This window comes from Acidovorax sp. GBBC 1281 (assembly GCF_028473645.1).
Lineage (GTDB): Bacteria > Pseudomonadota > Gammaproteobacteria > Burkholderiales > Burkholderiaceae_C > Paracidovorax.
This window is the reverse complement of record NZ_CP097269.1, coordinates 1226762-1249191: the sequence shown is the minus strand read 5'-3', so window position 1 is coordinate 1249191 and position 22430 is coordinate 1226762. Positions and strand designations below refer to the sequence as shown.

General features: G+C 65.3%; 15 protein-coding genes and 2 pseudogenes. 8 read left to right on the top strand and 9 right to left on the bottom strand.

What is annotated here, in order from left to right; all coding sequences use genetic code 11:
- Positions 1-67: 67 nt before the first annotated feature.
- The 5 genes from M5C96_RS05625 to M5C96_RS05605 all read left to right on the top strand — a co-directional run bounded on the left by M5C96_RS05625 (position 68) and on the right by M5C96_RS05605 (position 7997).
- Positions 68-1849 (top strand): methyl-accepting chemotaxis protein, encoded by a 1782-nt coding sequence (locus M5C96_RS05625; protein ID WP_336297900.1) that lies wholly within the window; start codon positions 68-70, stop codon positions 1847-1849.
- Positions 1850-1881: 32 nt separating this feature from the next.
- Positions 1882-2577, top strand: a complete 696-nt coding sequence (locus M5C96_RS05620) for a GntR family transcriptional regulator (RefSeq protein WP_272567760.1) — start codon at positions 1882-1884, stop codon at positions 2575-2577.
- Positions 2578-2722: 145 nt separating this feature from the next.
- Positions 2723-3376, top strand: a complete 654-nt coding sequence (locus M5C96_RS05615) for a TetR/AcrR family transcriptional regulator (RefSeq protein WP_272567759.1) — start codon at positions 2723-2725, stop codon at positions 3374-3376.
- A gap of 394 nt (positions 3377-3770) precedes the next feature.
- The gene (locus tag M5C96_RS05610) at positions 3771-5537 is read left to right on the top strand and encodes a methyl-accepting chemotaxis protein (protein WP_272567758.1); all 1767 of its coding nucleotides are present in this window, start codon (positions 3771-3773) and stop codon (positions 5535-5537) included.
- 159 nt (positions 5538-5696) lie between these two features.
- On the top strand, positions 5697-7997 hold the full coding sequence (locus M5C96_RS05605) for an NADP-dependent malic enzyme (protein WP_272567756.1): 2301 nt from the start codon (positions 5697-5699) through the stop codon (positions 7995-7997).
- Between the two features lie 3353 nt (positions 7998-11350).
- Here M5C96_RS05605 and M5C96_RS05600 read toward each other — a convergent pair.
- On the bottom strand, positions 11351-12115 hold the full coding sequence (locus tag M5C96_RS05600; protein WP_272567755.1) for a M91 family zinc metallopeptidase: 765 nt from the start codon (positions 12113-12115) through the stop codon (positions 11351-11353).
- Between the two features lie 284 nt (positions 12116-12399).
- Between M5C96_RS05600 and M5C96_RS05595 the strand changes: the two genes are divergently transcribed.
- From M5C96_RS05595 to M5C96_RS05585, 3 genes are all read left to right on the top strand, one after another.
- Positions 12400-13431 (top strand): ABC transporter substrate-binding protein, encoded by a 1032-nt coding sequence (locus tag M5C96_RS05595; RefSeq protein WP_272567753.1) that lies wholly within the window; start codon positions 12400-12402, stop codon positions 13429-13431.
- 150 nt (positions 13432-13581) lie between these two features.
- Complete coding sequence (locus M5C96_RS05590) at positions 13582-14406, top strand: ABC transporter ATP-binding protein (protein ID WP_272567752.1); 825 nt, start codon at positions 13582-13584, stop codon at positions 14404-14406.
- Positions 14403-15179 carry an ABC transporter permease gene (locus tag M5C96_RS05585; RefSeq protein ID WP_272567750.1) on the top strand — a complete coding sequence of 259 codons (777 nt, stop codon included), beginning with the start codon at positions 14403-14405 and terminating at the stop codon, positions 15177-15179. Before M5C96_RS05590 ends, M5C96_RS05585 begins: the two co-directional genes overlap by 4 nt.
- Before the next feature lie 75 nt (positions 15180-15254).
- Here M5C96_RS05585 and M5C96_RS05580 read toward each other — a convergent pair whose 3' ends face one another.
- From M5C96_RS05580 to M5C96_RS26890, 8 genes and pseudogenes are all read right to left on the bottom strand, one after another.
- Complete coding sequence (locus M5C96_RS05580; protein WP_272567748.1) at positions 15255-15872, bottom strand: hypothetical protein; 618 nt, start codon at positions 15870-15872, stop codon at positions 15255-15257.
- Between the two features lie 210 nt (positions 15873-16082).
- A pseudogene (locus M5C96_RS05575) lies at positions 16083-17033 on the bottom strand (IS5 family transposase).
- Entirely contained in the window at positions 17030-18499 is a 1470-nt protein-coding gene (locus tag M5C96_RS05570; protein WP_272567745.1) for an RHS domain-containing protein, read from the bottom strand. Before M5C96_RS05570 ends, M5C96_RS05575 begins: the two are co-directional and overlap by 4 nt.
- 332 nt (positions 18500-18831) lie before the next feature.
- Positions 18832-19917 carry an IS5 family transposase gene (locus tag M5C96_RS05565; protein ID WP_272569564.1) on the bottom strand — a complete coding sequence of 362 codons (1086 nt, stop codon included), beginning with the start codon at positions 19915-19917 and terminating at the stop codon, positions 18832-18834.
- Positions 19917-20516: a hypothetical protein gene (locus tag M5C96_RS05560; RefSeq protein WP_272567743.1), complete on the bottom strand. Its 600-nt coding sequence runs from the start codon at positions 20514-20516 to the stop codon at positions 19917-19919. The genes M5C96_RS05565 and M5C96_RS05560 overlap by 1 nt, the downstream gene beginning before the upstream one ends.
- 218 nt (positions 20517-20734) lie before the next feature.
- Positions 20735-21373, bottom strand: a complete 639-nt coding sequence (locus M5C96_RS05555) for an SMI1/KNR4 family protein (RefSeq protein ID WP_272567742.1) — start codon at positions 21371-21373, stop codon at positions 20735-20737.
- The gene (locus M5C96_RS26895; protein ID WP_442867383.1) at positions 21373-21606 is read right to left on the bottom strand and encodes a NucA/NucB deoxyribonuclease domain-containing protein; all 234 of its coding nucleotides are present in this window, start codon (positions 21604-21606) and stop codon (positions 21373-21375) included. The genes M5C96_RS05555 and M5C96_RS26895 overlap by 1 nt, the downstream gene beginning before the upstream one ends.
- A 135-nt stretch (positions 21607-21741) precedes the next feature.
- Positions 21742-22157 (bottom strand): annotated as a pseudogene (locus tag M5C96_RS26890) (RHS repeat-associated core domain-containing protein); the annotation flags it as partial.
- Between the last annotated feature and the right edge of the window lie 273 nt (positions 22158-22430).

The window sequence follows — 22430 nt, the reverse complement described above, 5'->3', positions numbered from 1 at the left end:
ACTGGCGCCCACTCCTCCCTATTCGGATTCGTCAAACATGGGGTTGTGAGAGGCTCCCGTCTGTGCCCTGGCGGTGACCGGTGCCGCCACCTACTCCATCACCCGCGCCAACACGTTCGAGACCATCGAGCAGGACCTGGACGCCATCACGGCGGGCAACACGATGGCCATCGACCAGTGGGTGTCCGCCAAGGCGGCCGCCGTGAACGCCACCGCGGCGGTCGTGGAGCAGGGCGATCCGCAGGGCTTCGTGGCCCTGATGGGCAAGGCCAACGGGTTTCCGATCACGACCGTGGGCTGGGAGGACAAGACCTTCAAGTCCACCACGCAGACCCCCGCCGGCTATGACCCGACGGCACGCCCCTGGTACAAGGCGGCGGTGCAGGCCGGCAAGCTCACGGTGACCAAGCCGTACGGCGACTCGTCCACCGGGGTGCCGTACGTCGCCTTCGTGGCGCCGCTGCTGCGCGCGGGCGCACTGCAGGGCGTGGTCAATGGCGCCGTGCCGCTGGAGGGCGTGCGCGAGGTGGTGGCCGCGATCCGTCCCACGCCGAGCAGCCTGGGTTTCGTGGTGAACAGCGACGGGCAGATCCTGGCCCACGCGGACGCCAAGCTCAGCCTCAAGCCGGTGTCCGAGCTGTCGCCCCTGCTCACCCCCGCCGCCGTGGCCTCGCTCGCCAACGCCACGCGGCCCATGGAGGTGGAACTCAACGGCAGCGCGAAGCTGCTCAAGGCCCGCCCGGTGCAGGGCACCGACTGGTCGCTGATCGTGGCGCTGGACAAGGCCGAGGCGACCACCGGCCTCAAGAGCGTGCTGCAGACGCTGGCCGTGGCCATCGTGTTGCTGGCGGTGCTGGCCGCGGCCGTGGGCGCGATGCTCACCGCCAAGTCGTTCCGCCGGCTGTCCGAGGTGCGCGATGCCATGGACGAGGTGGGCTCCGGCGGCGGCGACCTGACGCACCGCCTGCCCGTCTCCGGCAACGACGAGGTGGCGCAGATCGCCTCGTCGTTCAATGCCTTCGTGGACAAGATCAGCACCGTGCTGCAGGACGTGCGCCACGGCGTGGAATCGATGAAGACGGCGACCGACGAAATCAAGGCAGGCAACCACGACCTGTCCAACCGCACCGAGACTTCGGCCAGCAACCTGCAGGAGACCTCGGCTTCGCTGTCGCAGTTGACCGTCACCGTCAAGCAGTCCGCCGAGGCGGCGGCGCAGGCCACGCGCCTGGCCACGTCGGCCAGCGCATCGGCGAGCAAGGGCGGCGAGGTGGTGGCCAGCGCGGTCAGCACCATGGACGAGATCTCCAAGGCCTCGTCCAAGATCGGCGAGATCATCGGCGTGATCGATTCCATCGCCTTCCAGACCAACATCCTGGCCCTGAACGCCGCGGTGGAGGCCGCCCGTGCCGGCGAAAACGGCCGGGGCTTCGCGGTGGTCGCGAGCGAGGTGCGCAGCCTCGCGCACCGCAGCGCCACGGCGGCCAAGGAGATCAAGACCCTCATCGACGCGTCCGGCGTGAGCGTGACGACCGGCACCCAGCGCGTGCGCGCGGCGGGCGAAACCATGGGCGAGATCGTGGACAGCATCCAGCGCGTCACGCAGATCATCGGCGAGATCAACAGCTCGATGACCGAGCAGAGCGCCGGCATCGGCCAGATCAACCAGGCCGTCGCCGAGATGGACCGCGCCACGCAGCAGAACGCCGCGCTGGTCGAGGAGTCCACCGCCGCCTCGGGCGTGCTCAACGAGCAGGCGCACAACCTCTCGCGCACCGTGGCCGGCTTCACGCTGGACAAGCACGCCGCAGGCCACGGCGGCGCGACGCCCCTCGCCCTGCCACGCTGAAAAGCGACGGCCGGCACCGCCCCTTGCCCACCATGAACGGTGCCAGCAGCCAGACCCAGATCGCCCAGCAGGTGGTGGAATCCATCCTGGCGCAAAAGCTCGCCCCCGGCGAGCGGCTGGGCGAGCAGGCGCTGGCCACCCTGTTCGGCGTGAGCCGCACCCTGGTGCGCGAGGCGCTCATGCAACTGCAGGCGCGCGGCTTCGTCGAGGTGCGGCCACGCCGGGGCTGGTACGTGGTGGAGCCTTCGGTGGAAGACGCCCGCGATGCCTTCTCGGCGCGGCGCATCGTGGAATCCGGCATTCTGGCCGAAGCCGGGCGGCCGCTGCAGGCGGTGGTGCGCCGGCTGCGCCAGCACATCGCGCAGGAGCAGCAGGCCATCGACGATGCGGATGCCGCCACCCGGGCTTTTCTGCTGGCCGACTTCCACGTGTGCCTGGCCGAAGCCCTGGGCCACCGCAGCCTGAGCGGCATCCTGCGTGACCTCACCGCGCGCACCACGCTGGCCGCCTCGCTCTACCAGTCGCGCCACGAGGCCAGCCAGTCGTGCGCCGAGCACGCCGCCATCGTCGAGGCCCTCGAGCGCGGCGACACGGCCCTGGCGCGCGAGCGCATGCTGGCGCACATCGGGCATGTGGAGCAGGCGCTCGATTCGCAGGCGCCCCGCACGCACGACCGCCTGCGCGACTCGCTGGCGCCGCTGCCGGCGCGGGACGGCACGCGGGGCTGATTCCCGGGGCTGATGCGCACTCGCGAGCCCACCGGGCGCGCCACCGGTTCGCCATCCCATCTCCGTTTAGAGGCAGTTCCCCAGGCGGCATGGGCGGCGCGGGCGTAGCATTCGTGCCCCACAGCGACAGACACGACCCGCCACCATGCCCCCCACCGAAGGTCGCGCCCCGTCAGTCGGCCGCTCCCCCCTCGGACGCCCCAGCGTCCAGCGCGCGCAGGAACTGCGCCAGATCATTGTCGATGTCGCGTCCGCCCTCATGCTGGAGCATGGCTACGCGGGCACCAGCATGGAAGCCATCGCCACCGCGGCAGGCGTGACGAAGCGCACCATCTACACCCGATTCGAGTCGAAGGAAAACCTGCTGCGCGAGGTGCTGGCGACCGCCGCGCTGCCCGCATTGCAGCTCGATTTGCAGTTCGCGCCCGGCCTGGCCCTGCAGGACAAGCTGGTGCGGATCGGCCTGGAAATGAATGCCACGCTGCTGCACCCGGGCATGCAGAACTGGCTTCGGTTCGCCATCCACGGCATCGCGCTGCACCCGGAGCTGGCCCCGCTGGTCCATGGATTGATCGAGCAATACCTGGCGCTTCTGGCACAGCATCTGGCGGCTCTGTTCGCCAGTGAAGCCATGGTGGTGGATGACTTGCCCACCCTGGCGAAGGTGTTCGCCAGCCTGATCTCGTCGCCGGCGCAGAACCTGGCGGCCTTCGCGATGCATCCCGGATCGCCCGAAGAGCAGGCGCATCTCATGCACCGGTCCGTGGCGGTTTTCCTGGCCGGCTGCCGCGCCACCTGATCGCCGGCGACCTGTCGCGGCAACCGCTGCGGCCTTTCCACGTGCGCCTGTGCGGGGCGCACCAGGACTTCAACCGCTTCCGTTTGTTGCTCCGTGCTGACAGGCATTGCCATTAATGACACCAATCGGTTTCATTTCTGATAGGATTTGAAACTATTGGTTACGCAGGCATTGGCACGGTCCCGCGATGTGTCCCTGCAAGGCTTTGCCATCGGCTCCAACAACGACAAAAGACAAAAGCGGCTCTCGACCTTGCTTGCACGAGGCGCGTCACGGCGCCTCGTGAATCAACGCCCCTCCACCCAGTGCTCACGAGGCCTGGGCCATTCCTGCGGCAATCCAATGCGTCGCCAGCGCCACCGCTGGTCTTTGACAATCCCAACGGACTCCGAAAATGGAATGGTTTACACGAATGAAGGTCGGCACCAAGCTGACCGCTGGCTTCCTGGCAGTCGCGGCGATCGGCGCGTTGATCGGCACGACCGGCATCCTGCGATCCAGTGAGATCAATGACCTGGCCGACCTGATGTACGAGCGCGAGGTGGTCGGCCTGTCCCATGCGGCGGACGCCAATATCCAGCTCATCGCTGCAGGCCGGGCAATTCGCAATGCCCTCCTCGCATCGACGCAGGAGGAGCGGCGTACCCACACGGAATCGGTGCAGGCCCGCTTGAAGGCGATGCACGAATCGCTGAACAAGACAGGCAACTTCTCCGTGACGGAACAGGGCAAGGCCCTGGTGGCCGAGAGCCAGAAAGCCGCCAAGGCCTACGACGATGGCATTCAATCCGTCCTCGCGCTGCTGCAGACGGAAGAATTGGCGAACACGCGCGCCTCGGTGACCAGAATCCACGAAGTCAGGCAGCTCGCCGACAAGGCCGACGAGCTGCTGGGACAGATCGTCGAACGCAAGCGCAGCAATGCCAAGAGCCTGAACGACAAGACGACCGAGATCTACCTCCAGGTGCGCCTCATCCTCATCTGCCTCACGATCGGCGGCGTGGTCCTGGGCATCCTGATCGGCGTCCTGCTCACGCGGGGGCTCACGCGCCAGCTGGGCGGCGAGCCCGCCGATGTGGCAGGGGTGGCCGGTGCCATCGCGCAGGGAAATCTGACCTTCCCCATCGACACCTCCCGCGCCGCCCCGGGCAGCGTGGTGGCGGCCATGCAGACCATGCAAACCTCGCTGCGCGAGGTGGTCGGCACGGTGCGCGCCAGCAGCGGCAACATCGCCGTGGGCGCGCCCCAGATCGCCACCGGCAACGCCGACCTGTCGCAACGCACCGAAGAGCAGGCGAGCAACCTGGAGGAGACCGCCGCCTCCATGGAGGAGCTGACCAGCACGGTGATGAGCAGCGCGGACACCGCCAAGCAGGCCGCGCAACTGGCCCAGTCCGCCAGCCAGGCCGCGCAAAAGGGTGGCGAAGTGGTCGGGCAGGTCGTGTCGATGATGGGGGAGATCAACCACTCGTCCCAGCGGATCGCCGACATCATCGGCGTCATCGACGGCATCGCGTTCCAGACCAACATCCTGGCCCTCAATGCCGCCGTCGAGGCGGCCCGGGCCGGCGAGCAAGGCCGCGGTTTCGCGGTGGTGGCCAGCGAGGTCCGCAGCCTCGCCCAAAAGAGCGCCGAAGCCGCCAAGGGGATCAAGACGCTCATCAACGACAGCGTGGACAAGGTGGCCAACGGAAGCCAGCTCGTCAATGCGGCGGGCACCTCCATGGAGGACATCGTCGGACAGGTCCAGCGAGTGAGCCACCTGATCCAGGAGATCACGTCGGCGACCCAGGAGCAGACCTCGGGCATCAGCCAGATCAACGAAGCCGTGATGCAGCTCGACCAGGTGACGCAGCAGAACGCGGCCCTGGTGGAGGAATCCGCGGCAGCGGCCGACAGCCTCGACCAGCAGGTCAAGCAGCTGGTGGCCGCCGTGGGCGTCTTCAAGCTCGACGAAGCCGCGCCCCTGCCTTCGGCACCGCCGGCTGCGGCCAAGGCGCATGCCCCGCTCCTGCGCCCGCGCGAGGCGCCTGTGCATCGCAGCCAGCCGGCCCGCGCCCTCCCCCACGCCAGGGCGGCGGCACCACGGCCTGCGCCGGCACGGGCCGTGCCGCGCGCACTTCCCCCGAAAGGCAGCCAGGAAGAGTGGGAAAGCTTCTGAAGCAGTGCGATGGCGGCGCGATGTCGACACCATGGCGGCGCCATCGCGCGGGCCTTTGCGAACGCGTTGCACGCCATGCGCAATCCGCATTGGCAGGGAGGATTTCCGCGCCCCGCTTGGAGTAAGCTCCCTGCGCATTTCTCCCTAGGATCTCCATCCATGACACAACACACACTGTCCGCAGCCGAGCAGGCCCTGCGCGAAGCCGCGCTCGAATACCACCGCAACCCCAGCCGCGGCAAGATTTCGGTCACGCCGACCAAGCCGCTGTCCAACCAGCGCGACCTGTCGCTGGCCTATTCGCCGGGCGTGGCCTACCCCTGCCTGGACATCCAGGCCGACCCGTCGCTGGCGTTCGACTACACGGCGCGCGGCAACCTGGTGGGTGTGATCACCAACGGCACGGCCGTGCTGGGCCTGGGCGACATCGGTCCGCTGGCCGGCAAGCCGGTGATGGAAGGCAAGGGCTGCCTGTTCAAGAAGTTCGCGGGCGTGGACGTGTTCGACATCGAGCTGGCCGAGCGCGATCCCGACAAGCTGGTGGAGATCATCGCGTCGCTGGAGCCCACGCTGGGCGGCATCAACCTGGAAGACATCAAGGCGCCCGAGTGCTTCTACATCGAGCGCGAACTCTCCAAGCGCCTGAACATCCCGGTGTTCCACGATGACCAGCACGGCACGGCCATCATCTCCAGCGCCGCGCTGCTGAACGGCCTGGAACTGGTGGGCAAGGAGATCGGCGCGGTGAAGGTGGCCGTGTCGGGCGCGGGCGCCGCCGCCATCGCCTGCCTGGACGTGATGGTGGGCCTGGGCGTGAAGCGCGAGCACATCTTCGTGGTGGACTCCAAGGGCGTGATCCACGACGGCCGGACCCACCTCGACGAATCCAAGGCCCGCTACGCGCAAAAGACCGAGGCCCGCACGCTGGCCGACGTGGTCAACGGCGCCGACGTGTTCCTGGGCTGCTCGGCCCCCGGCGTGCTGACGGCCGAGATGGTCAAGACCATGGCCGACAAGCCGATCATCCTGGCCCTGGCCAACCCCGAGCCCGAGATCCGCCCCGAGCTGGCCAAGGCCGTGCGCCCCGACTGCATCATCGCCACAGGCCGTTCGGACTACCCGAACCAGGTCAACAACGTGCTGTGCTTTCCGTACATCTTCCGCGGCGCGCTCGACTGCGGCGCGACCAAGATCACGCAGGAGATGAAGCTGGCCTGCGTGCGCGAGATCGCCGACCTCGCCAAGGCCGAGATGAGCGACGAAGTGGCCGCAGCCTATGCGGGCCAGGAGCTGTCGTTCGGCCCCGACTACCTCATCCCCACGCCCTTCGACGTGCGCCTGATCCTGCGCATCGCCCCGGCCGTGGCCAAGGCGGCCGAGGCCTCGGGCGTGGCCACGCGGCCCATCCAGGACTACGCGGCCTACCGCGAAAGCCTCACCCGCTTCGTCTACCAGACCAGCATGTTCATGCGCCCGGTCTTCACCGCCGCCAAGGCCGCGCCCCAGCGCGTGGCCTATGCCGAGGGCGAGGACGACCGCGTACTGCGCGCGGCGCAGGTGGCGGTCGACGAAGGCCTGGCGCGCCCGATCCTGATCGGCCGCCCCGCCGTCATCGCCACGCGCATCGCCAAGGCCGGCCTGCGGCTGCAGCCGGGCAAGGACGTGGAGATCTGCAACCCCGAGGACGATCCGCGCTTTCGCCAGTACTGGGAGGCCTACCACCAACTCATGGGCCGCGACGGCATCACGCCCGAGGCCGCCAAGGCCGCGGTGCGCCGCTCCAACACGCTGATCGGCGCGCTCATGGTGCGCCTGGGCGACGCCGACGCGCTGCTGTGCGGGCTGGTGGGCCGCTTCGACCACCACCTGGAGCATGTGCGCCAGGTGATCGGCCTGAAGGAAGGCACGCCGGACTTCGCCACGGTGAACGCGCTCACGCTGGACCAGCACACGCTGTTCATCGCCGACACGTACATCAACGAGGCGCCCGATGCCGAGCAACTGGCCGCGATCGCGCTGATGGCGGCCGAGGAAGTGCAGCGCTTCGGCCTGCCGCCGAAGGTGGCGTTCCTGTCGCACTCCAACTACGGCTCGTCCACGCGCCCCTCGGCCCGCAAGATGCGCGCGGCACGCGACCTGTTCGTGGAGGCGGCGCCCCACATCGAGTGCGACGGCGAACTGCACGGTGACTCAGCCCTGTCGGAAAAAATCCGCCACACCGCGCTGCTGGAAGGCACGCTGTCGGGCTCGGCCAACGTGCTGATCTGCCCCAACCTGGACGCGGCGAACATTCTGTTCAACGTGCTCAAAACCACCGGCAGCCACGGCACCACCATCGGCCCGATCCTGCTGGGCGCCGCGGCATCGGCCCATGTGCTGACGCCCTCCTCCACCGTGCGCCGCGTGGTCAACATGACCGCGCTGGCCGCGGCGAACGCGGCAGCGGCCAAGAGCCGCTAAAAAAAGTCCACCTCGCCAGGCCGGCCCCCACCCCGGGGGCCGGCCTGGCAAGGTGGCAGCCGATGCCTGCACAAGGCATGGCGCAAACCACGGCACGTCCAGGCGGTTGTCGATGTGCGAGGCCTCGGCCGCCTCCACGCTCGCCAACTGCACCACCACTTCCACGCCCTGCGTCTTCTGCACCATGTTGCGCTGGTAGGAGCGCAACGAATAGGGCTGCTTGGCCGCCGGGTCCTTCCACTGCGCTTCGACCGTTTCGGCCAGCGCGGAGATGGCCTGCGGCAAGCCGCTCGGGTGCTTCGCGCACAGCTGCATGGACGAACGGTAGGCATCGTCCCGCGCGCGGGCCTCGGGCGTCACGATGTGGCGTGCCGCGAAGCTGTGGGTGGGCGCCGCATCGCCGCTCATGTCGTTCAGCAGGCCATCGAGGCGCGCAGGGTCGGCACCAGCGTCCACCCACGCGTCCCTCTGCGGCTTCATCGACTCCATGAAGGCGTCGACCTTCTGGTATTCCGTCTCGACGAACGACAGCGGATGCAGGCGGCCGTCCTCGTACACGGCCTCCCGCCGGTGGGACACGCCCGAGAGAATGTGTTCCGCGCCCACGCCGAACTGCACCGCGGCGAGCGACACGTCGACCTTGCCAGAAAACGAGGTGTCCGACGCGACGGTGGCGGACGGGCCAGCCGACACCTTGGCACCAACCCCGGCGCGCAGGTTGTTTCCCTGGATCGATCGTTCCACGCGCATGCGCCCGGTGGCGTCGGCGTAGTGCTTGGTGACATCGCGCTGGGCCTCGACGAAGCCGCCGACACCGGCACTGACCTTGGCATGCCACTTCCCGATCGATCCCATCAGGTCCGCACCCAGCCCATGCCGGCGGCGGCCATCGGCGGCCAGGCCGACACGGTTGACCGTGAGGTCAGGAAACTCCTGTAGCAGCCGCTGCAGGAGATCAGTGGGGTCATCCGCCTGCGCCCCGCCTTCGCTGCCGTCGAGCAGCGCGTCCACCAGCGCCGAGAACTCGGCCCGCAGTTCGGGCACCGGCCGGCCGATGCGCGGCAAGCGCAGGGAGATGCCCTGCATCTCGGCGTCCTCCCTTCCGTACAGCACCGTATCGACGTTCACCCCCGCCTTCGCCACGCCGATGTCCGGACCGACGAACGCGCCGACCCCCACCTGCTTAGCCACCTGGCGCTGCGATCCCAGCACCAGCTCCATGTCGTAGGGCGGCATGGCGATTTCGAACACCGCCTGGCGGCCGCGTTGCGCCCGGCCATCGATCCGGCCCCGCAGGAAGAAGGCGCTCGCCACCGCGCTGATCGATGACGTGATCTGCCGCAGCCCCACGCCGACCAGCCCGCCGCTGCTCAGCCGCAGCCGCGACGAGCCCTCGATGTTGGCGATGATGTCCTTCAATGCCGAACGCACGGTCTCGCGGGTGATCACCGGCACCCGGGTGTCGCGGCCTTGCACCTCTTCCTCGGCCCGCGCCAGGGCCTTGGAGACGGCCTGCACCCAGGGCACGTTTTGCCGCTCCAGCGCCTGGACATTGCCGGTCGCCTCGCGGGCCTCGGAAAACCATTGGCCCATCGCCTCGGCGTCCAGGCGCAGGTCGGCCAGCGCCAGCAACTGCGGCGATTGTGCCAACTGGTGCGCCAGGCCCGGCCTGGGGTCCCGCGACAGAAGGAGCGCCAGGCGGTCCGCGATGTCGGCACAGGCCGCCTCATCGAAGCCCGCCCGTTCGAACGACTGCGGTACCGGCGTCTCCAGACAATGCCGCAGCACCGCCGCGCGCAGCAACGCCTCGGGCACCCGGCCGGGGCCCGGCGAGCGCAGGTGCGGTGCGGCGTCGATCAATTGGTCCTGCAAAGCGGCGGCGGCCTCGCGCAGCGCCGTCTCGCGCGCCAGCCGGTGGCGCGCGACGGCCGGGCCCCGCTCTACGTTCTGCGTTCCGTGGCGCAGGGCCCGGAAAGGCGACTTGCCGAAGATCGGATTGCGCAGCAGGCGCCCACGTTCCGGCGTGGCACGCTCGATCCAGCGGCCGGTTTTCATGAGACGGCCGTTGATGGCCGAAAAATCTGTGCCCGGCCCGGTTTCGAACAGGTCGTTGCGCACGGCGGTCAGCGCCCACTGGTGGGGCAGGGCCGCGGCCACATCGCCCACCATCCGCGCCGCGGCACAAGCGACGGCCTTGCCCGTCAGCGTGTCCAGGGCCGGCTCGCTGGCCAGGATGGCGGCAGGGTCGCCCCGCTCGGCGCGCCCGGGCGGCATCGCCGTTGCGGCCTTGAGCAGCAGCGCGAAGTCCCGGCTGTGCGCCGCATCCACAGGGCGTGCCACGACGGCCTGGAGTACGTCCAGGCCCATGGGCGTGTCGGCCAGGGCGGCTGCCACCTGCCACATCGCCCGCCGTGCCGCCAAGGTGGCATCGCTCGGCAGGCCCGCATCGGAGCGCCGCGGCGAGCCCGGCAGCGACCGGTCAGGGCCGCCATCCAGCGAAGCCGAGGGCGTGTGATAGACCGAACCCCCTTCCATCGACGAGGCCGATGGCGAGCGCGAGACCGGGCGCGACAAGGGAGCCGGCTCCTCGTCGCCCCCATGCAAGGAGCCTGCGGGCGTGTAGAAGACCGAGGCTGCGTCGTCGTCCGGCGCACCGGCCCGCTGCTGCCAGGCCGCGGCGATTTCCTGCTGCGGATCGAACTCCTGCAGGAGTTCCAGCGCGCCCAGCGCCAGTGGTGCGTCGCCGCCCGTCGCGGCGGCCAGGGCTTCGGCCAGGATCACGGTGGGCGCGCCAGGAAGCCCCGGAATCGGTGCCATGCCCGAAAAATCCATCTCGGTCAGCGCGAGCGCGAGATCCGCCGCCACGCCGAAACGCTGCCCGCCCGGTCCGAACAGCGCCTTCATCAACGCGGAGCCGTCGGGCTCGGCCTGTGCCATGGCATCGAGCAGCACATGGGTGGCTTGGGGCTGGGCGGCAGCGGCCTGCGCGGCGGCCGGGGCGTTGGCGTGGCCAGCGGCCTCATTCCTGTCCGGCAAGGCGCCACGCGGCGGCAGAGTCGATGCCGCCGCGTGGGCGCGCCGGCGCGCCGGGCCGTCCAGGGGCGGCCGCACCGCGGCACTGGGGATCGATGGCGTCTGCTGTTTCTGGCCCACGGGCGTATCAACGCTGAAGCGGGCCAGACCGAAGCGGTTCGAGAGTTTGGAGAGCAATGACATGCGTGGCATCGTCTTGCCCCGCCCGCCGGCTTTTTTTGGAAGTCCCGAAGCCCCCGCCCGGGAAGCGAATCCACTCCCTGGTGAAAAACCGCATTTCGATATACGGAAAACGTTGGCAATCCACGCCCGGCCGCTTTTCAGACGGACTTGTCCTGCGTTTTCCCAGGCGTCGCAGCCGATACCGATACCGCCACGTCGCCGTGGCCATCCGTGGTGAAGCCGTGGTAGCTGGGGCGCTGCGTGAGCCCTTGTTCGGCTCGAATCGTGTTTTCCGTGGGCTCGGCGCCGGCATAGGCGCCAACGCCGACCGTGCGCAGCTCTGCGGGCAGCAGTGAACGGGGGATCGGCGATTTCGCGACAGGATGCAGGTAAAGGGTTTCGTCGGCCGTGCGCGCGGGATGGATGCCGTGCAGGCTGTCTCGGGCATGAATCAACTCATGCGCCAGCGTGGCGACGTAGTCCTCGGGGCTGGGCTCTCCTTCGCCGGACTCCGGCGTGGGATACCGCCATGCGACCTCGGGGTCTGTATAGACCCACGCTTCATCGGCACCGGGCGTTTCACGGCCGGGCAAAGGCGCCGCCGCCACGACCGGCATGAACGCACTGGGCGCGCGCCGCTCGCTCAGGTAGGCGTCGATGTCCTCCAATTTGTTCAAGCCGATACGTTCCTGCGTGGCGTCGTCGCGCCGGAACGAGCGCACATGGACCTTGCCATTCTGGGCAGGGGTCAGGACCACCCGCTTGCGCGGAGCCATTGCGGTGATGGCCTCGATCTGCCGCAGCAGCGCACGACCCGAATCCCGCGAGGCCAGTTGCTGCAGCGCGGGGCCGCTTCCATCTTGGGTCGCCCTCGTCGAGGTGCGGATGAATATGCCAGGAAAGGCACTCGGCTGGATGGGCATGGCTCCCCTCGCTCGAAAAAGGGCAAATTGAAACGCCACGGGGTGATACCGGTCACCACGAATGCGAACGCGCCGCCGGAATGCCGAACCCGGCTCTGCCCGCCTTCCTCCCGCCCTGCGACCGTGCCGGCAGGGGCTCCGACCGCCGGGCACCACTGTGGAGACCCTCCCGCAGCATGCACCGCATTGGTTCATGCCCGCACCGCCCCGCCGGGGGCAGAGCCTGGAACCGGGCATCGATCTTGCTGATCGGGATGCCATCGACCGACACGACCGGAGACCCCATGCACAAACGTTCCCTCCTGAAAGCCGTGGCGGCACTGGCCGCCGCCAGCGCGTTCACCCTGGCCCAGGCCCAGACCTTGACGCCCATCAAGTTCCAGCTCGACTGGCGCTTCGAAGGGCCGGCCGCGTTCTTCCTGCTGCCCACGGCCAAGGGCTACTTCAAGGAGGCCGGGCTGAACGTGACGGTGGACGCGGGCAACGGCTCCGGTGGCGCCGTGCAGCGCGTGGCCTCGGGCACCTACGACATGGGCTTCGCCGACCTGGCCGCGGTGATGGAATTCCACGCCAACAACCCCGACGCGCAGAACAAGCCCGTGGCCGTGATGATGGTCTACAACAACACGCCGGCCTCGGTCATGGCGCTCAAGAAGAGCGGCATCGCCAAGCCCGCCGACCTGGCCGGCAAGAAGCTGGGTGCCCCGGTGTTCGACGCCGGCCGCCGCGCCTTCCCCATCTTCGCCAAGGCCAACGGCATCGGCAACGTGCAATGGACCGCCATGGACCCGCCGCTGCGCGAGACCATGCTGGTGCGCGGCGACGTGGACGCCATCACCGGCTTCACCTTCACCTCGCTGCTGAACCTGGAAGCGCGCGGCGCCAAGGCCAGCGACGTGGTGGTGCTGCCCTATGCCGACTTCGGCGTGAAGCTGTACGGCAACGTGATCATCGCCAGTCCCAAGCTGGTCAAGGAGAACCCCGAGGCGATCCGCGCCTTCCTCAAGGCCTTCACCAAAGGCGCGAAGGAGGTCATGGCCAACCCGGCCGCCGCCATCGCCTCCGTGAAGGAGCGCGACGGCATCGTGAACGTGGCCCTGGAAACCCGCCGCCTGCAGCTGGCCATCGACACCGTGGTCAACAGCGCCGACGCGCGGGCCGAAGGCTTCGGCCAGGCGAAGCCGCAACGCCTGGCGCTGATGGCCTCGCAGGTGTCCGACGCCTTCGCCACCAAGTCCCGCGTGAACGCCGAGACGGTGTGGAACGGCAGCTTCCTGCCGCCGGCGGCCGAGCTGAACATCCTGCCCAGGAAGTGATGGCACCGGAGGCCGGCCCATCGGGGTCAGCCCCCCGGCCCTCCCGAGCCCGCCACACGCCAACCGGCAATTGCTACAAATTTAATAGCAATATGCCCTAGTACTGATTGTGCTGGCGGCCCTTTTCACTCCGAACCCTTCTTTCATCCCATGCAGGCCGACGACACCTATTTCGTGGATTTTCGCGATGTCTGGCTCGCCTACAACGAAGAGTTGCTGCGCGCCAACCACTTTGCGGTCGAAGCCATCGACCTGCAGGTGCGCCGCGGCGAGTTCATCGCCATCGTGGGGCCCTCGGGCTGCGGCAAGTCCACCTTCATGAAGCTGGCCACCGGGCTGCGCATGCCGTCGATGGGCAAGATCCGCATCGACGGCCAGCCCGTGACCGGCCCGCTCAAGATCTCGGGCATGGCCTTCCAGGCGCCCTCGCTGCTGCCCTGGCGCACCACCGTCGCCAACGTGTTGCTGCCGCTGGAGATCGTCGAGCCGCACCGCAACCAGTTCAAGGCCCGCCGCAAGGAATACGAGGCCCGCGCGCGCGCCCTGCTGCAGAAGGTGGGCCTAGCCGGCTATGAAGACAAGTTCCCCTGGCAGCTGTCGGGCGGCATGCAGCAGCGTGCCAGCATCTGCCGCGCCCTCATCCACGAGCCCAAGATGCTGCTGCTGGACGAGCCCTTCGGCGCGCTCGACGCCTTCACGCGCGAGGAGCTGTGGTGCATCCTGCGCGACCTGCAGGCCGAGCAGCAGTTCAACGTCATCCTCGTCACGCACGACCTGCGCGAGAGCGTGTTCCTCGCCGACACCGTGTACGTGATGAGCAAGAGCCCCGGCCGCTTCGTGGTCAAGCGCGACATCGAGCTGCCGCGCCCGCGCGAGCTGGAACTGACCTACACCAAGGAATTCACCGACATCGTGCTGGAGCTGCGCGGCCACATCGGCGCCCTGCGCAAGACCGGCGGGGAGATCACGCAATGAACGCGCTGCACAAGAAACGGGTGGAGCGCTGGTCGCCCTGGGTTTTGCTGTTCACGGTACTCGTGCTGTGGCAGGTGATCTGCTCGGGCCTGGGCGTGTCGGAGTTCATCTTCCCGAGTCCCTGGGCGATCTGGACGCAGTTCGTGGAGTTCAAGTGGATCATCGCGGGCCACGCCTGGCGCACCTTCTGGGTCACCATGGCCGGCTTCGGCATCGCCATCGTGGTCGGGGTGCTGCTGGGCTTCGTCATCGGATCGTCGCGGCTGGCGTATGCCGCCGTCTACCCGCTGATGACCGCCTTCAACGCCCTGCCCAAGGCGGCCTTCGTGCCCATCCTCGTCGTGTGGTTCGGCATCGGCGTGGGGCCGGCCATCCTCACGGCTTTTCTCATCAGCTTCTTTCCGATCATGGTCAACATCGCCACGGGCCTGGCCACGCTGGAGCCCGAGCTGGAAGACGTGCTGCGCGTGCTGGGCGCCAAGCGCTGGGACGTGCTCACCAAGGTCGGCCTGCCGCGCTCCCTGCCGTACTTCTACGGCTCGCTCAAGGTGGCGATCACCCTCGCCTTCGTGGGCACCACCGTGTCGGAGATGACCGCTGCCAACGAGGGCATCGGCTACCTGCTGATCTCCGCCGGCTCGTCCATGCAGATGGGCCTGGCCTTCGCCGGCCTGATGGTGGTGGGCGCCATGGCGATGGTGATGTACGAGCTGTTCAGCGTGCTGGAAAAGCACACCACGGGCTGGGCGCACCGGGGGTCGCAAGGGGAGTGAGGCCGCCGCGCAGCACCGAGCCGACCGTAGGGAGCGATGTGCATCGCTCTGCGCAGGCCAATGAAACCCGTCTGCTTACGCGTTGGCCCTGGCGTTGACCATTTGGGCAAAGACGGCATTGGTACGCCTCCATTGCTCTGCGCTCAATCCGCTGTTCTGGATCGCGGAATCGATCTGCAGCAGCAACTGCTCACGGTCAGGATGGTTTTGAAGAGGTTGAACCGCGTGCCGCGCAGCCACCAGCAGCCTGCCCCGGTCGGTCCATCCCGAATGGTTTTGTGCTGCGTGGATAGCGCGGCCAATGGCCAATGAAACTTCGTCGTTTGGCGTGCCTGGATTGATACCCAGCAAGGCATGAACCCCCTCGATGGAATGCATGACATCGCGTTCGCCACGGGGCAACGCCTGATGGAGGGTTTGCGAAGCCTGACGAAGCGCCGAACGCCCCGTCCTGGGCAGCAAGCTGCCGATGTGGTGCTGCACCTCGCCAGGCAAACGGTTGAAAGGCCCGCTTTCCTCACTACCGCCACTGCTGCTGCGCCTGGGACTGATCGGCAATGGGGTTGCATTGGCGTGGCTGCTACTGCTGCGCCGCGGCTCCTCAGCAGAAGGCCGAACCGATTCGGCGGAAGAGTTCTGGCGGCTGATCCGGCCACTGCCAGATACCGTAGGCGTGCAGCATGCGTTTCCCATTTCGATTCCTCAAAGCAAAGGGAATACCTTATCCCAGCCCTCATCTTGGACATGGGCAAAGGCGAACCATTCGCACGCCATCCGAAACCGGGAGGGGCGAGGTATCCGCTGGCCCCGGCAATCTGCAGCTTTCCAGCTTAATTCGGAATATCCATGGGCGCTGTTGCACAAATCGAATTGCAGACGGCATGACCCCAACCCCAGACGGACCTATGCCACAGCAGTCACCGACACGGTGTGAGGACGGCCGATCTGACTGAACCGATTGAGCAAGGCCACGCGGACATGCAGCTCCACAACCTGGCGGTCGAACGTGCGCGCGATCACCCGTTCGCCCAGTCGCTTGAAGCAGTGCATCTTCGTCTCCACAAGGCTGCGCCGGTGGTAGCCGCTCCACTTCTTCCAAATGCCGCGACCCAGGCGCTGGCACGCCCGAATGGCCTCATTACGATGCGCCGAGCCCGGACTCGACTTCTTCCAATGGCTGGCGTTCTTGCGGGGCGGGATCACCGCCATCGCGTGCCGCTCGGCAATGGCGTCCAGGCAGGCGCGCGTGTCGTAGGCGCCATCGGCACTGACGCTTTCGATGGATTCGTCAGTGGGAATCTGAGCCAGCAACCCGGGCAACATCGGCGCATCCCCAATGGCGTTGCTGGTCACCTCGATGGCGCGTATTTCCAGCGTCTGCGCGTCGATGCCCAGATGGACCTTGCGCCATTCGCGCCGGTATTCAGCACCATGCTTCTTGCGTTTTCACTCTCCTTCGCCCAGGAACTTGATGCCGGTGCTGTCCACCAGCAACTGCAGCGGCGAGTTGGTTCGCTGGTAGCTCAGTTCGACCTGCAAGGTCTTTTGGCGCCGGCAAACAGTGCTGAAGTCAGGTACCGGCCAGTCCAGCTTTGCCAGCCGCAGCAGGCTCTGCACCATGCCCAGCGCCTGTCGCAAGGGCTGGCCGAACAGGCACTTGATGCTCAGGCAGAACTGGATTGCTGCGTCCGAGAAGGTTCGGCTGCGTCCACGCCTGCCGGTCGGCGTGCCAAACCACTGCATGCCCTCATCTAGCCACATCGTCAACGAGCCTCGCGCTTTCAGCGCCGCGTTGTACGCCTTCCAGTTCGTCGTGCGGTACTTGCTCCGCTGCCTGTTCTTCGTCTCTGTCACGCAGTCAGTCTACGGGCATCAGCATCGCGATTTGTGCAACAAAGCCCCTGGAACCGGAGCGGCTGCTCCACCAGATTGAGGCTCTGGACCTCTCCGCTGGCCGCCAATGCCAGCGGTCTTTCACTCGCGGTGAACACCGCTGCTTCCCCATCGGTGCCCGTCCCCGTGCGCAGCATCTTCAGCGCCTGCGCCTGTCCCCACACCTTATAGCTGGCCGCCCACACGATCCGCCCCGCCTCGTCCGTCAGCTCCTGCGGCGCCCCGATCTGGTCGCACTGGTAGTAGTAGATGGCGAAGTCTTTGTCTTCGGCTTTCTCATTTGCTACATCTTTTGTAGCAATATGCCCTAGTACTTCTTGCACTGGAGCCTGTTTCGCCTCCGACTCCAGCTTGGCCAGCGGCACGAAGCTGTCCGGCTCGTACAGGTATTCGCTGACTTTGCTGCCCCGTATTTCTCCCGCGAGCAGGTCGCCGTCATAGACGAACCGGGTCTTGCCGAAGGCGTCCGTCTTGTCGATACGCCGCCCCAGCGCGTCGTAGCGGTAGCGCGTGGTCTGCACGGTGGCGGGCGGCTCGGTCTGGACCTGCCCAGCCTGCACGGCTTTCGGCATCGGCCGCTCCCGGTAGCGCGTGACGGTGGCCTCCACGATCTGGTGTTCCGCGCTGTACCGGTAATCCTGCACCGTGTGCCAGCCCACCAGCCGTTGCACAACGTTGTCGTGCAGGTCGTAGGTGAACCGCAGGTCCTGGTACACCGTGAGGCGGTTGGTGGGGACTTTCTCGCGCTCGTGGCTCACGCCGCCTGCGCTTTGCTCGCCGCCCCGGTTGGGGTTGAGCAGGTTGCCGGCCGGATCGAACGTGAATTGCTCGCGGTCTTCTCCCTGCTGCGTACCCTGCGTCGTGCTCCGCGTGCCTTTGTGCGCCGACAGGATGCGGCCCAGCGCGTCGTAGCGGTATTCGCTGGCGCCCCGCAGGCTGTCCTGCGTGGCCGTGAGGTTGCCGCCCCGGTCGTACTGGTAGTGCCGCGCGATCCGGTGGCCTGAAGGAAGGTGTGGCAGACGGGCCAGCAGGTCGGGCAGGCCCGCTGGGCCGGGCGTGGCGGTTGGGGTGTCCCGGTCCCGCAGCGACTGCGCCGTGGCTGCGCCGGGCAGCGTCTTCAAGGCGGCTTCCCGGCTCACCTTGTGCGCCACCAGCCGGCCCATGGGGTCCAGGCCGTAGCGGCTGGTCAACGCCCCTTGCGTGCGCGAGATCTCCTGGTGCAGCGCATCGCGCTCCATGTCGCTGACGGTGTGGCCATCCACCCGGATCTGGTGCAGGTGCCCGGAGCCGTAGTACAGCCATTGCACGCTCTTGCCGCTGGGCAGCACGCTGGCGATCCGGTTGCCCAGGAGGGCGTCGGTGATGTCCGTGGGCAGGTTAGGCGCGTTGTAGCGCAGCCGCGTGGATCGCCGTGCGGTCGTTGACATTCACACATGGGCAGGCCGCGGAGTCACGGGACGATAACTGGCAAGCATCTGTTGGCGTCCGTGATGGGGCTTCCTCGGGTGTTTAGGGAAGCGATCGCCATGGCCAGCAGGTCGTGGTGGTAAGTCAAGGTAGTCAGGTAATTGCGCATCACCATCCCGCCCAAGACGATACCCACCAGTGCGGCCAAGCCGCAGGCTATGGGGAGCCTCTCACAACCCCATGTTTGACGAATCCGAATAGGGAGGAGTGGGCGCCAGTAGCCGTTTGAGCGTGATGAGGCCCAGCAACGGTCTGCGCCTGGGTGCATGAGGGGCCTTGCAGGCCCGGTGGCTCAGGCTTTCACCGTTTGCAGGCGCACTTGTGCCTTGCCAGTGGCGGGCTTGAAGAAAGCATCCACGCCCCGATGCAGGAACCAGGCCAGTCGCTTCATGTTGTAGCAGGCGGCCATCATCGTCATCCCCACCGTGGCGCGCGCCTGTCCGATGGTGCGCACGAACTTGCCCCCCAGGTGGCGGATACCGGCGAACACGTGCTCCACCTTGGCTCGTTTCTTTGCGATGCGCTGGTTGCGCCCCTTCTGGCATTCGCTCTGTGGTCGGCCCGCCTGCGCACGGCGCTGCATCGCATCCACGAATCCCAGCACTTTCAGCATCTGGCACCTTTGGCGGCTCGGGTAGGCTTTGTCCGCATGCACTGCCCGCCCGGTGTTGTGCATGTCCAGCACCTCATCGAAGTGGTGCCCGTCGTGCTCGCTGGCCGTGCCCGTGGCGAGGCGGCGGATGAAGCCGTGCTTGAGGTCCACGCTCACGCTGAGCTTGTAGCCGAAGTGGCTTTTGCCGTGCTTCTTCGTGTGCGTGGCCTCCACATCCTTTTGCCTGCGTCGCGCTTGGCTCCAGTCCGGCTGCCCGCCTTGTGCCAGCGTTCGCCGCTCCTGCTGGCCGATGTGCTGTCGGGGCGCGGGCACCAGCGTGGCATCAATGGCCTGCCCGCCCCGGGCGATGTAGCCGTGGCGCTGCAGTTGGGCATCCACCCCCTGGAACAAGGCCGTTGCCCCGCCCACGCCAAGGCGCTCGCCAAAGCGCCAGATCGTGTTGCGGTCCGGCACGTTCATCGCATCCTGCAACAGGCAAAACCGCTGGTAGCTCCCCCGGTCCAGCAACTGATACTCCATCTGCTCATCGGACAGGTTGTACAGCCGCTTCAACACCAGGATGCGCACCATCACCTCGGTGGGGTAGGCGGGCCGACCGCCCCGGCGGCCACCCCCGCGTTCGATCAAGGCATCCACCAGCCGGGCCAGTTCTGCGAAGTCGATGTGCCGCGCGATCACCTGCAGCGGATCGCCCACCTCATCTCTCTTGTGTTGGCGCGAGGCCTCAGCGAACAGGTCGAACTTCAGGGCGCTACGGGGAGTGATCATGGCAAAGGATGGAGCACGCATTCTCGATCAACAAGGGACCGGATGGGTTTTGAGAGGTTCCCTATGGGGAAGGCTATCCAATGATCAAAATAGGTGAGCTTGTTTTCAAGATTGGCAAGGGTCAATTCTTTCCAAACTGTGGACGCCAACCCAAGGACAGCAAAAAGCGCCACTTTATCGGGGGAGCCGAAGAACAGGGACAGCCTGGCTTTGATCCGTTTGATTTGAATGCCCTTCCATTGCTGGGCCAGCACCAGGATTTCCTGGGGATGGGCTTTCAAGGATTCGACGTGCTTCAAATCGTTCTTGGCATCCAACAGTAGCATTGCCTCGAATTCTTTTTTGAACGAAATTATTAATGGTAAACCCGATAGGATTTGGAGCAGCAGGCCCAAAAGCACCGGAACCATGCAGAGTACATACAAAATGTTTGCCGTTGCTCGAACCTCGCTTCGAAGCTTGAGTTCTGGAAAGAACCAGACCATTGCGGCCAATGACACCAGAAGAATAAAAAAGACGCACGATGCACCCGTCGTGAAATTTGAGAGCATCAACACCCGGGATTCAAAGGTGCTTCGTTTTTCCTTGGAGGACAAGGGGTGCAACTGATTCACATGACTCAGGATTTTTATTATTTCCGTCATTGGTTTTCAAACCTCCCACTTCAGAACACCGCTCTGCAGCCTCTACATCTTTCACCTTGTTTTCAACAAGAGATGTAATGCCAATTATAATATTTTGCAGCAGTAGCTAATATCATGAACCTTGGTCTGCACACAAAATTGCAAAGAATATACCAGACACACCAAAATCATTACTCAAATTTAAATTTGATTTTTTCATCATCCGGCAGGTCTTTTATCTGCAATGCAATGGAAGCTCGCGACCGCATCGCCATAACCGCCTCAGCCGCATACAAATTTTCAACTTCAAAATCACCTCCAAAAACAAATGGCATTTTAGGTACCAAGCGGAATCTATCAGGCAACGGGCCATTTATTCTTTGCCACTCATTTGCGAGAGAGTGTCCAGTATAAAAATCATAGTCATCCAAGACTTCTTTAGCCCACCCATCAACCGTCTTTGAAATCAACTCCAATTCACCGGTTTCAGGATCAAAAGAAGACACTCCTTCCTCAGATGCTACAAATTGGATTCCAAACAAATCTTCTGCAAAAACCAAACCTTTGGGATTTAGAGATTTATAAAAATCTCTCCAGAGCAAAGGATCATTCCACTCCGCAATTGACCAGTCAGCTCTTTGCAATCCGGAACCCATAATATGCAAAGCCGATTCAAACGCATATCCCCCATTAATTTTGCTTAAGAAATAACTCAACTCCGTAACCATTTGTTCTGGAATTTTAAAATCCCTCAAAAATTCTAAATCGCATGAAGCGCTAGAGCTGGAGGTGCTAATTTTCACGAGTTTTTCGACATTCTTAAATTGCATCATTTCACCTTTATTTTCACCTTTGTTCCATCCGGATATTTCTTACACTGGTGGCCCATGCATGAGCCCGCGCCTCTGTTATCACAGGGATCAATATGCTTGACATCAGCCCCAGTTCCACCCTCCTTAAACATTGCCGGAGGATATTCATCACGATCTTTATTAACTTTTGTTTTTATTCCTTTAAGAGACGCTTTACGTCGCGCCTTTGCGCCTGGGCGATCAATTGTCACCTCATCAGGATGACCTGCCGCTATCGCGTCTTTAACGTGCTGGGCTGTTTCCGGATATTTACTACTGTCAATCGTGATGCAAGGGAGAGAACAACCACAGGTTTTTGTTGTGCTTCTCTTTCTCTTTCTTTGCAGCCCTACAGGATCAATCCATTCCAGAGGGTTATTCGCATATAAAAAGCTATTGAGGCCGCCTTCCAGATCAATAGGATCCTGATGAATGAACCGCCCCGTCACCGGATCGTAGTACCGGAAGCGGTTGTAATGCAGCCCCGTTTCCCCGTCGAAGTACTGCCCCTGGAATCGGAGCGGCTGCTCCACCAGGTTGAGGCTTTAGACCTCTCCGCTGGCCGCCAATGCCAACGGTCTTTCATTGGCCGTGAACACCGCTGATTCCCCATCGGTGCCCGTCCCGGTGCGCAGCATCTGCAGCGCCTGTGCGTCTGCCCCCACACCTTGTAGCTGGCCGCCCACACGATCCGCCCCGCCTCGTCCGTCAACTCCTGCGGCGCCCCGATCTGGTCGCACTGGTAGTAGTAGATGGCGAAGTCTTTGTCTTCGGCTTTCTCATTTGCTACATCTTTTGTAGCAATATGCCCTAGTACTTCTTGCACTGGAGCCTGTTTCGCCTCCGACTCCAGCTTGGCCAGCGGCACGAAGCTGTCCGGCTCGTACAGGTATTCGCTGACTTTGCTGCCCCGTATTTCTCCCGCCAGCAGGTCGCCGTCATACACGAACCGGGTCCTGCCGAAGGCGTCCATCTTGTCGATGCGCGCCCCAGCGCGTCGTAGCGGTAGCGCCTGGTCTGCACGGTGACTGCAGGC

Excerpts from the sequence above, each read along its gene's own strand:
- M5C96_RS05610 (WP_272567758.1), top strand. The coding sequence starts at position 3,771 with ATGGAATGGTTTACACGAATGAAGGTCGGCACCAAGCTGACCGCTGGC.
- M5C96_RS05555 (WP_272567742.1), bottom strand. The coding sequence starts at position 21,373 with ATGCAATTTAAGAATGTCGAAAAACTCGTGAAAATTAGCACCTCCAGC.
- M5C96_RS05620 (WP_272567760.1), top strand. The coding sequence starts at position 1,882 with ATGAACGGTGCCAGCAGCCAGACCCAGATCGCCCAGCAGGTGGTGGAA.
- M5C96_RS05615 (WP_272567759.1), top strand. The coding sequence starts at position 2,723 with ATGCCCCCCACCGAAGGTCGCGCCCCGTCAGTCGGCCGCTCCCCCCTC.
- M5C96_RS05580 (WP_272567748.1), bottom strand. The coding sequence starts at position 15,872 with ATGGGAAACGCATGCTGCACGCCTACGGTATCTGGCAGTGGCCGGATC.
- M5C96_RS05590 (WP_272567752.1), top strand. The coding sequence starts at position 13,582 with ATGCAGGCCGACGACACCTATTTCGTGGATTTTCGCGATGTCTGGCTC.
- M5C96_RS05605 (WP_272567756.1), top strand. The coding sequence starts at position 5,697 with ATGACACAACACACACTGTCCGCAGCCGAGCAGGCCCTGCGCGAAGCC.
- M5C96_RS05600 (WP_272567755.1), bottom strand. The coding sequence starts at position 12,115 with ATGCCCATCCAGCCGAGTGCCTTTCCTGGCATATTCATCCGCACCTCG.
- M5C96_RS05585 (WP_272567750.1), top strand. The coding sequence starts at position 14,403 with ATGAACGCGCTGCACAAGAAACGGGTGGAGCGCTGGTCGCCCTGGGTT.
- M5C96_RS05595 (WP_272567753.1), top strand. The coding sequence starts at position 12,400 with ATGCACAAACGTTCCCTCCTGAAAGCCGTGGCGGCACTGGCCGCCGCC.
- M5C96_RS05570 (WP_272567745.1), bottom strand. The coding sequence starts at position 18,499 with ATGTCAACGACCGCACGGCGATCCACGCGGCTGCGCTACAACGCGCCT.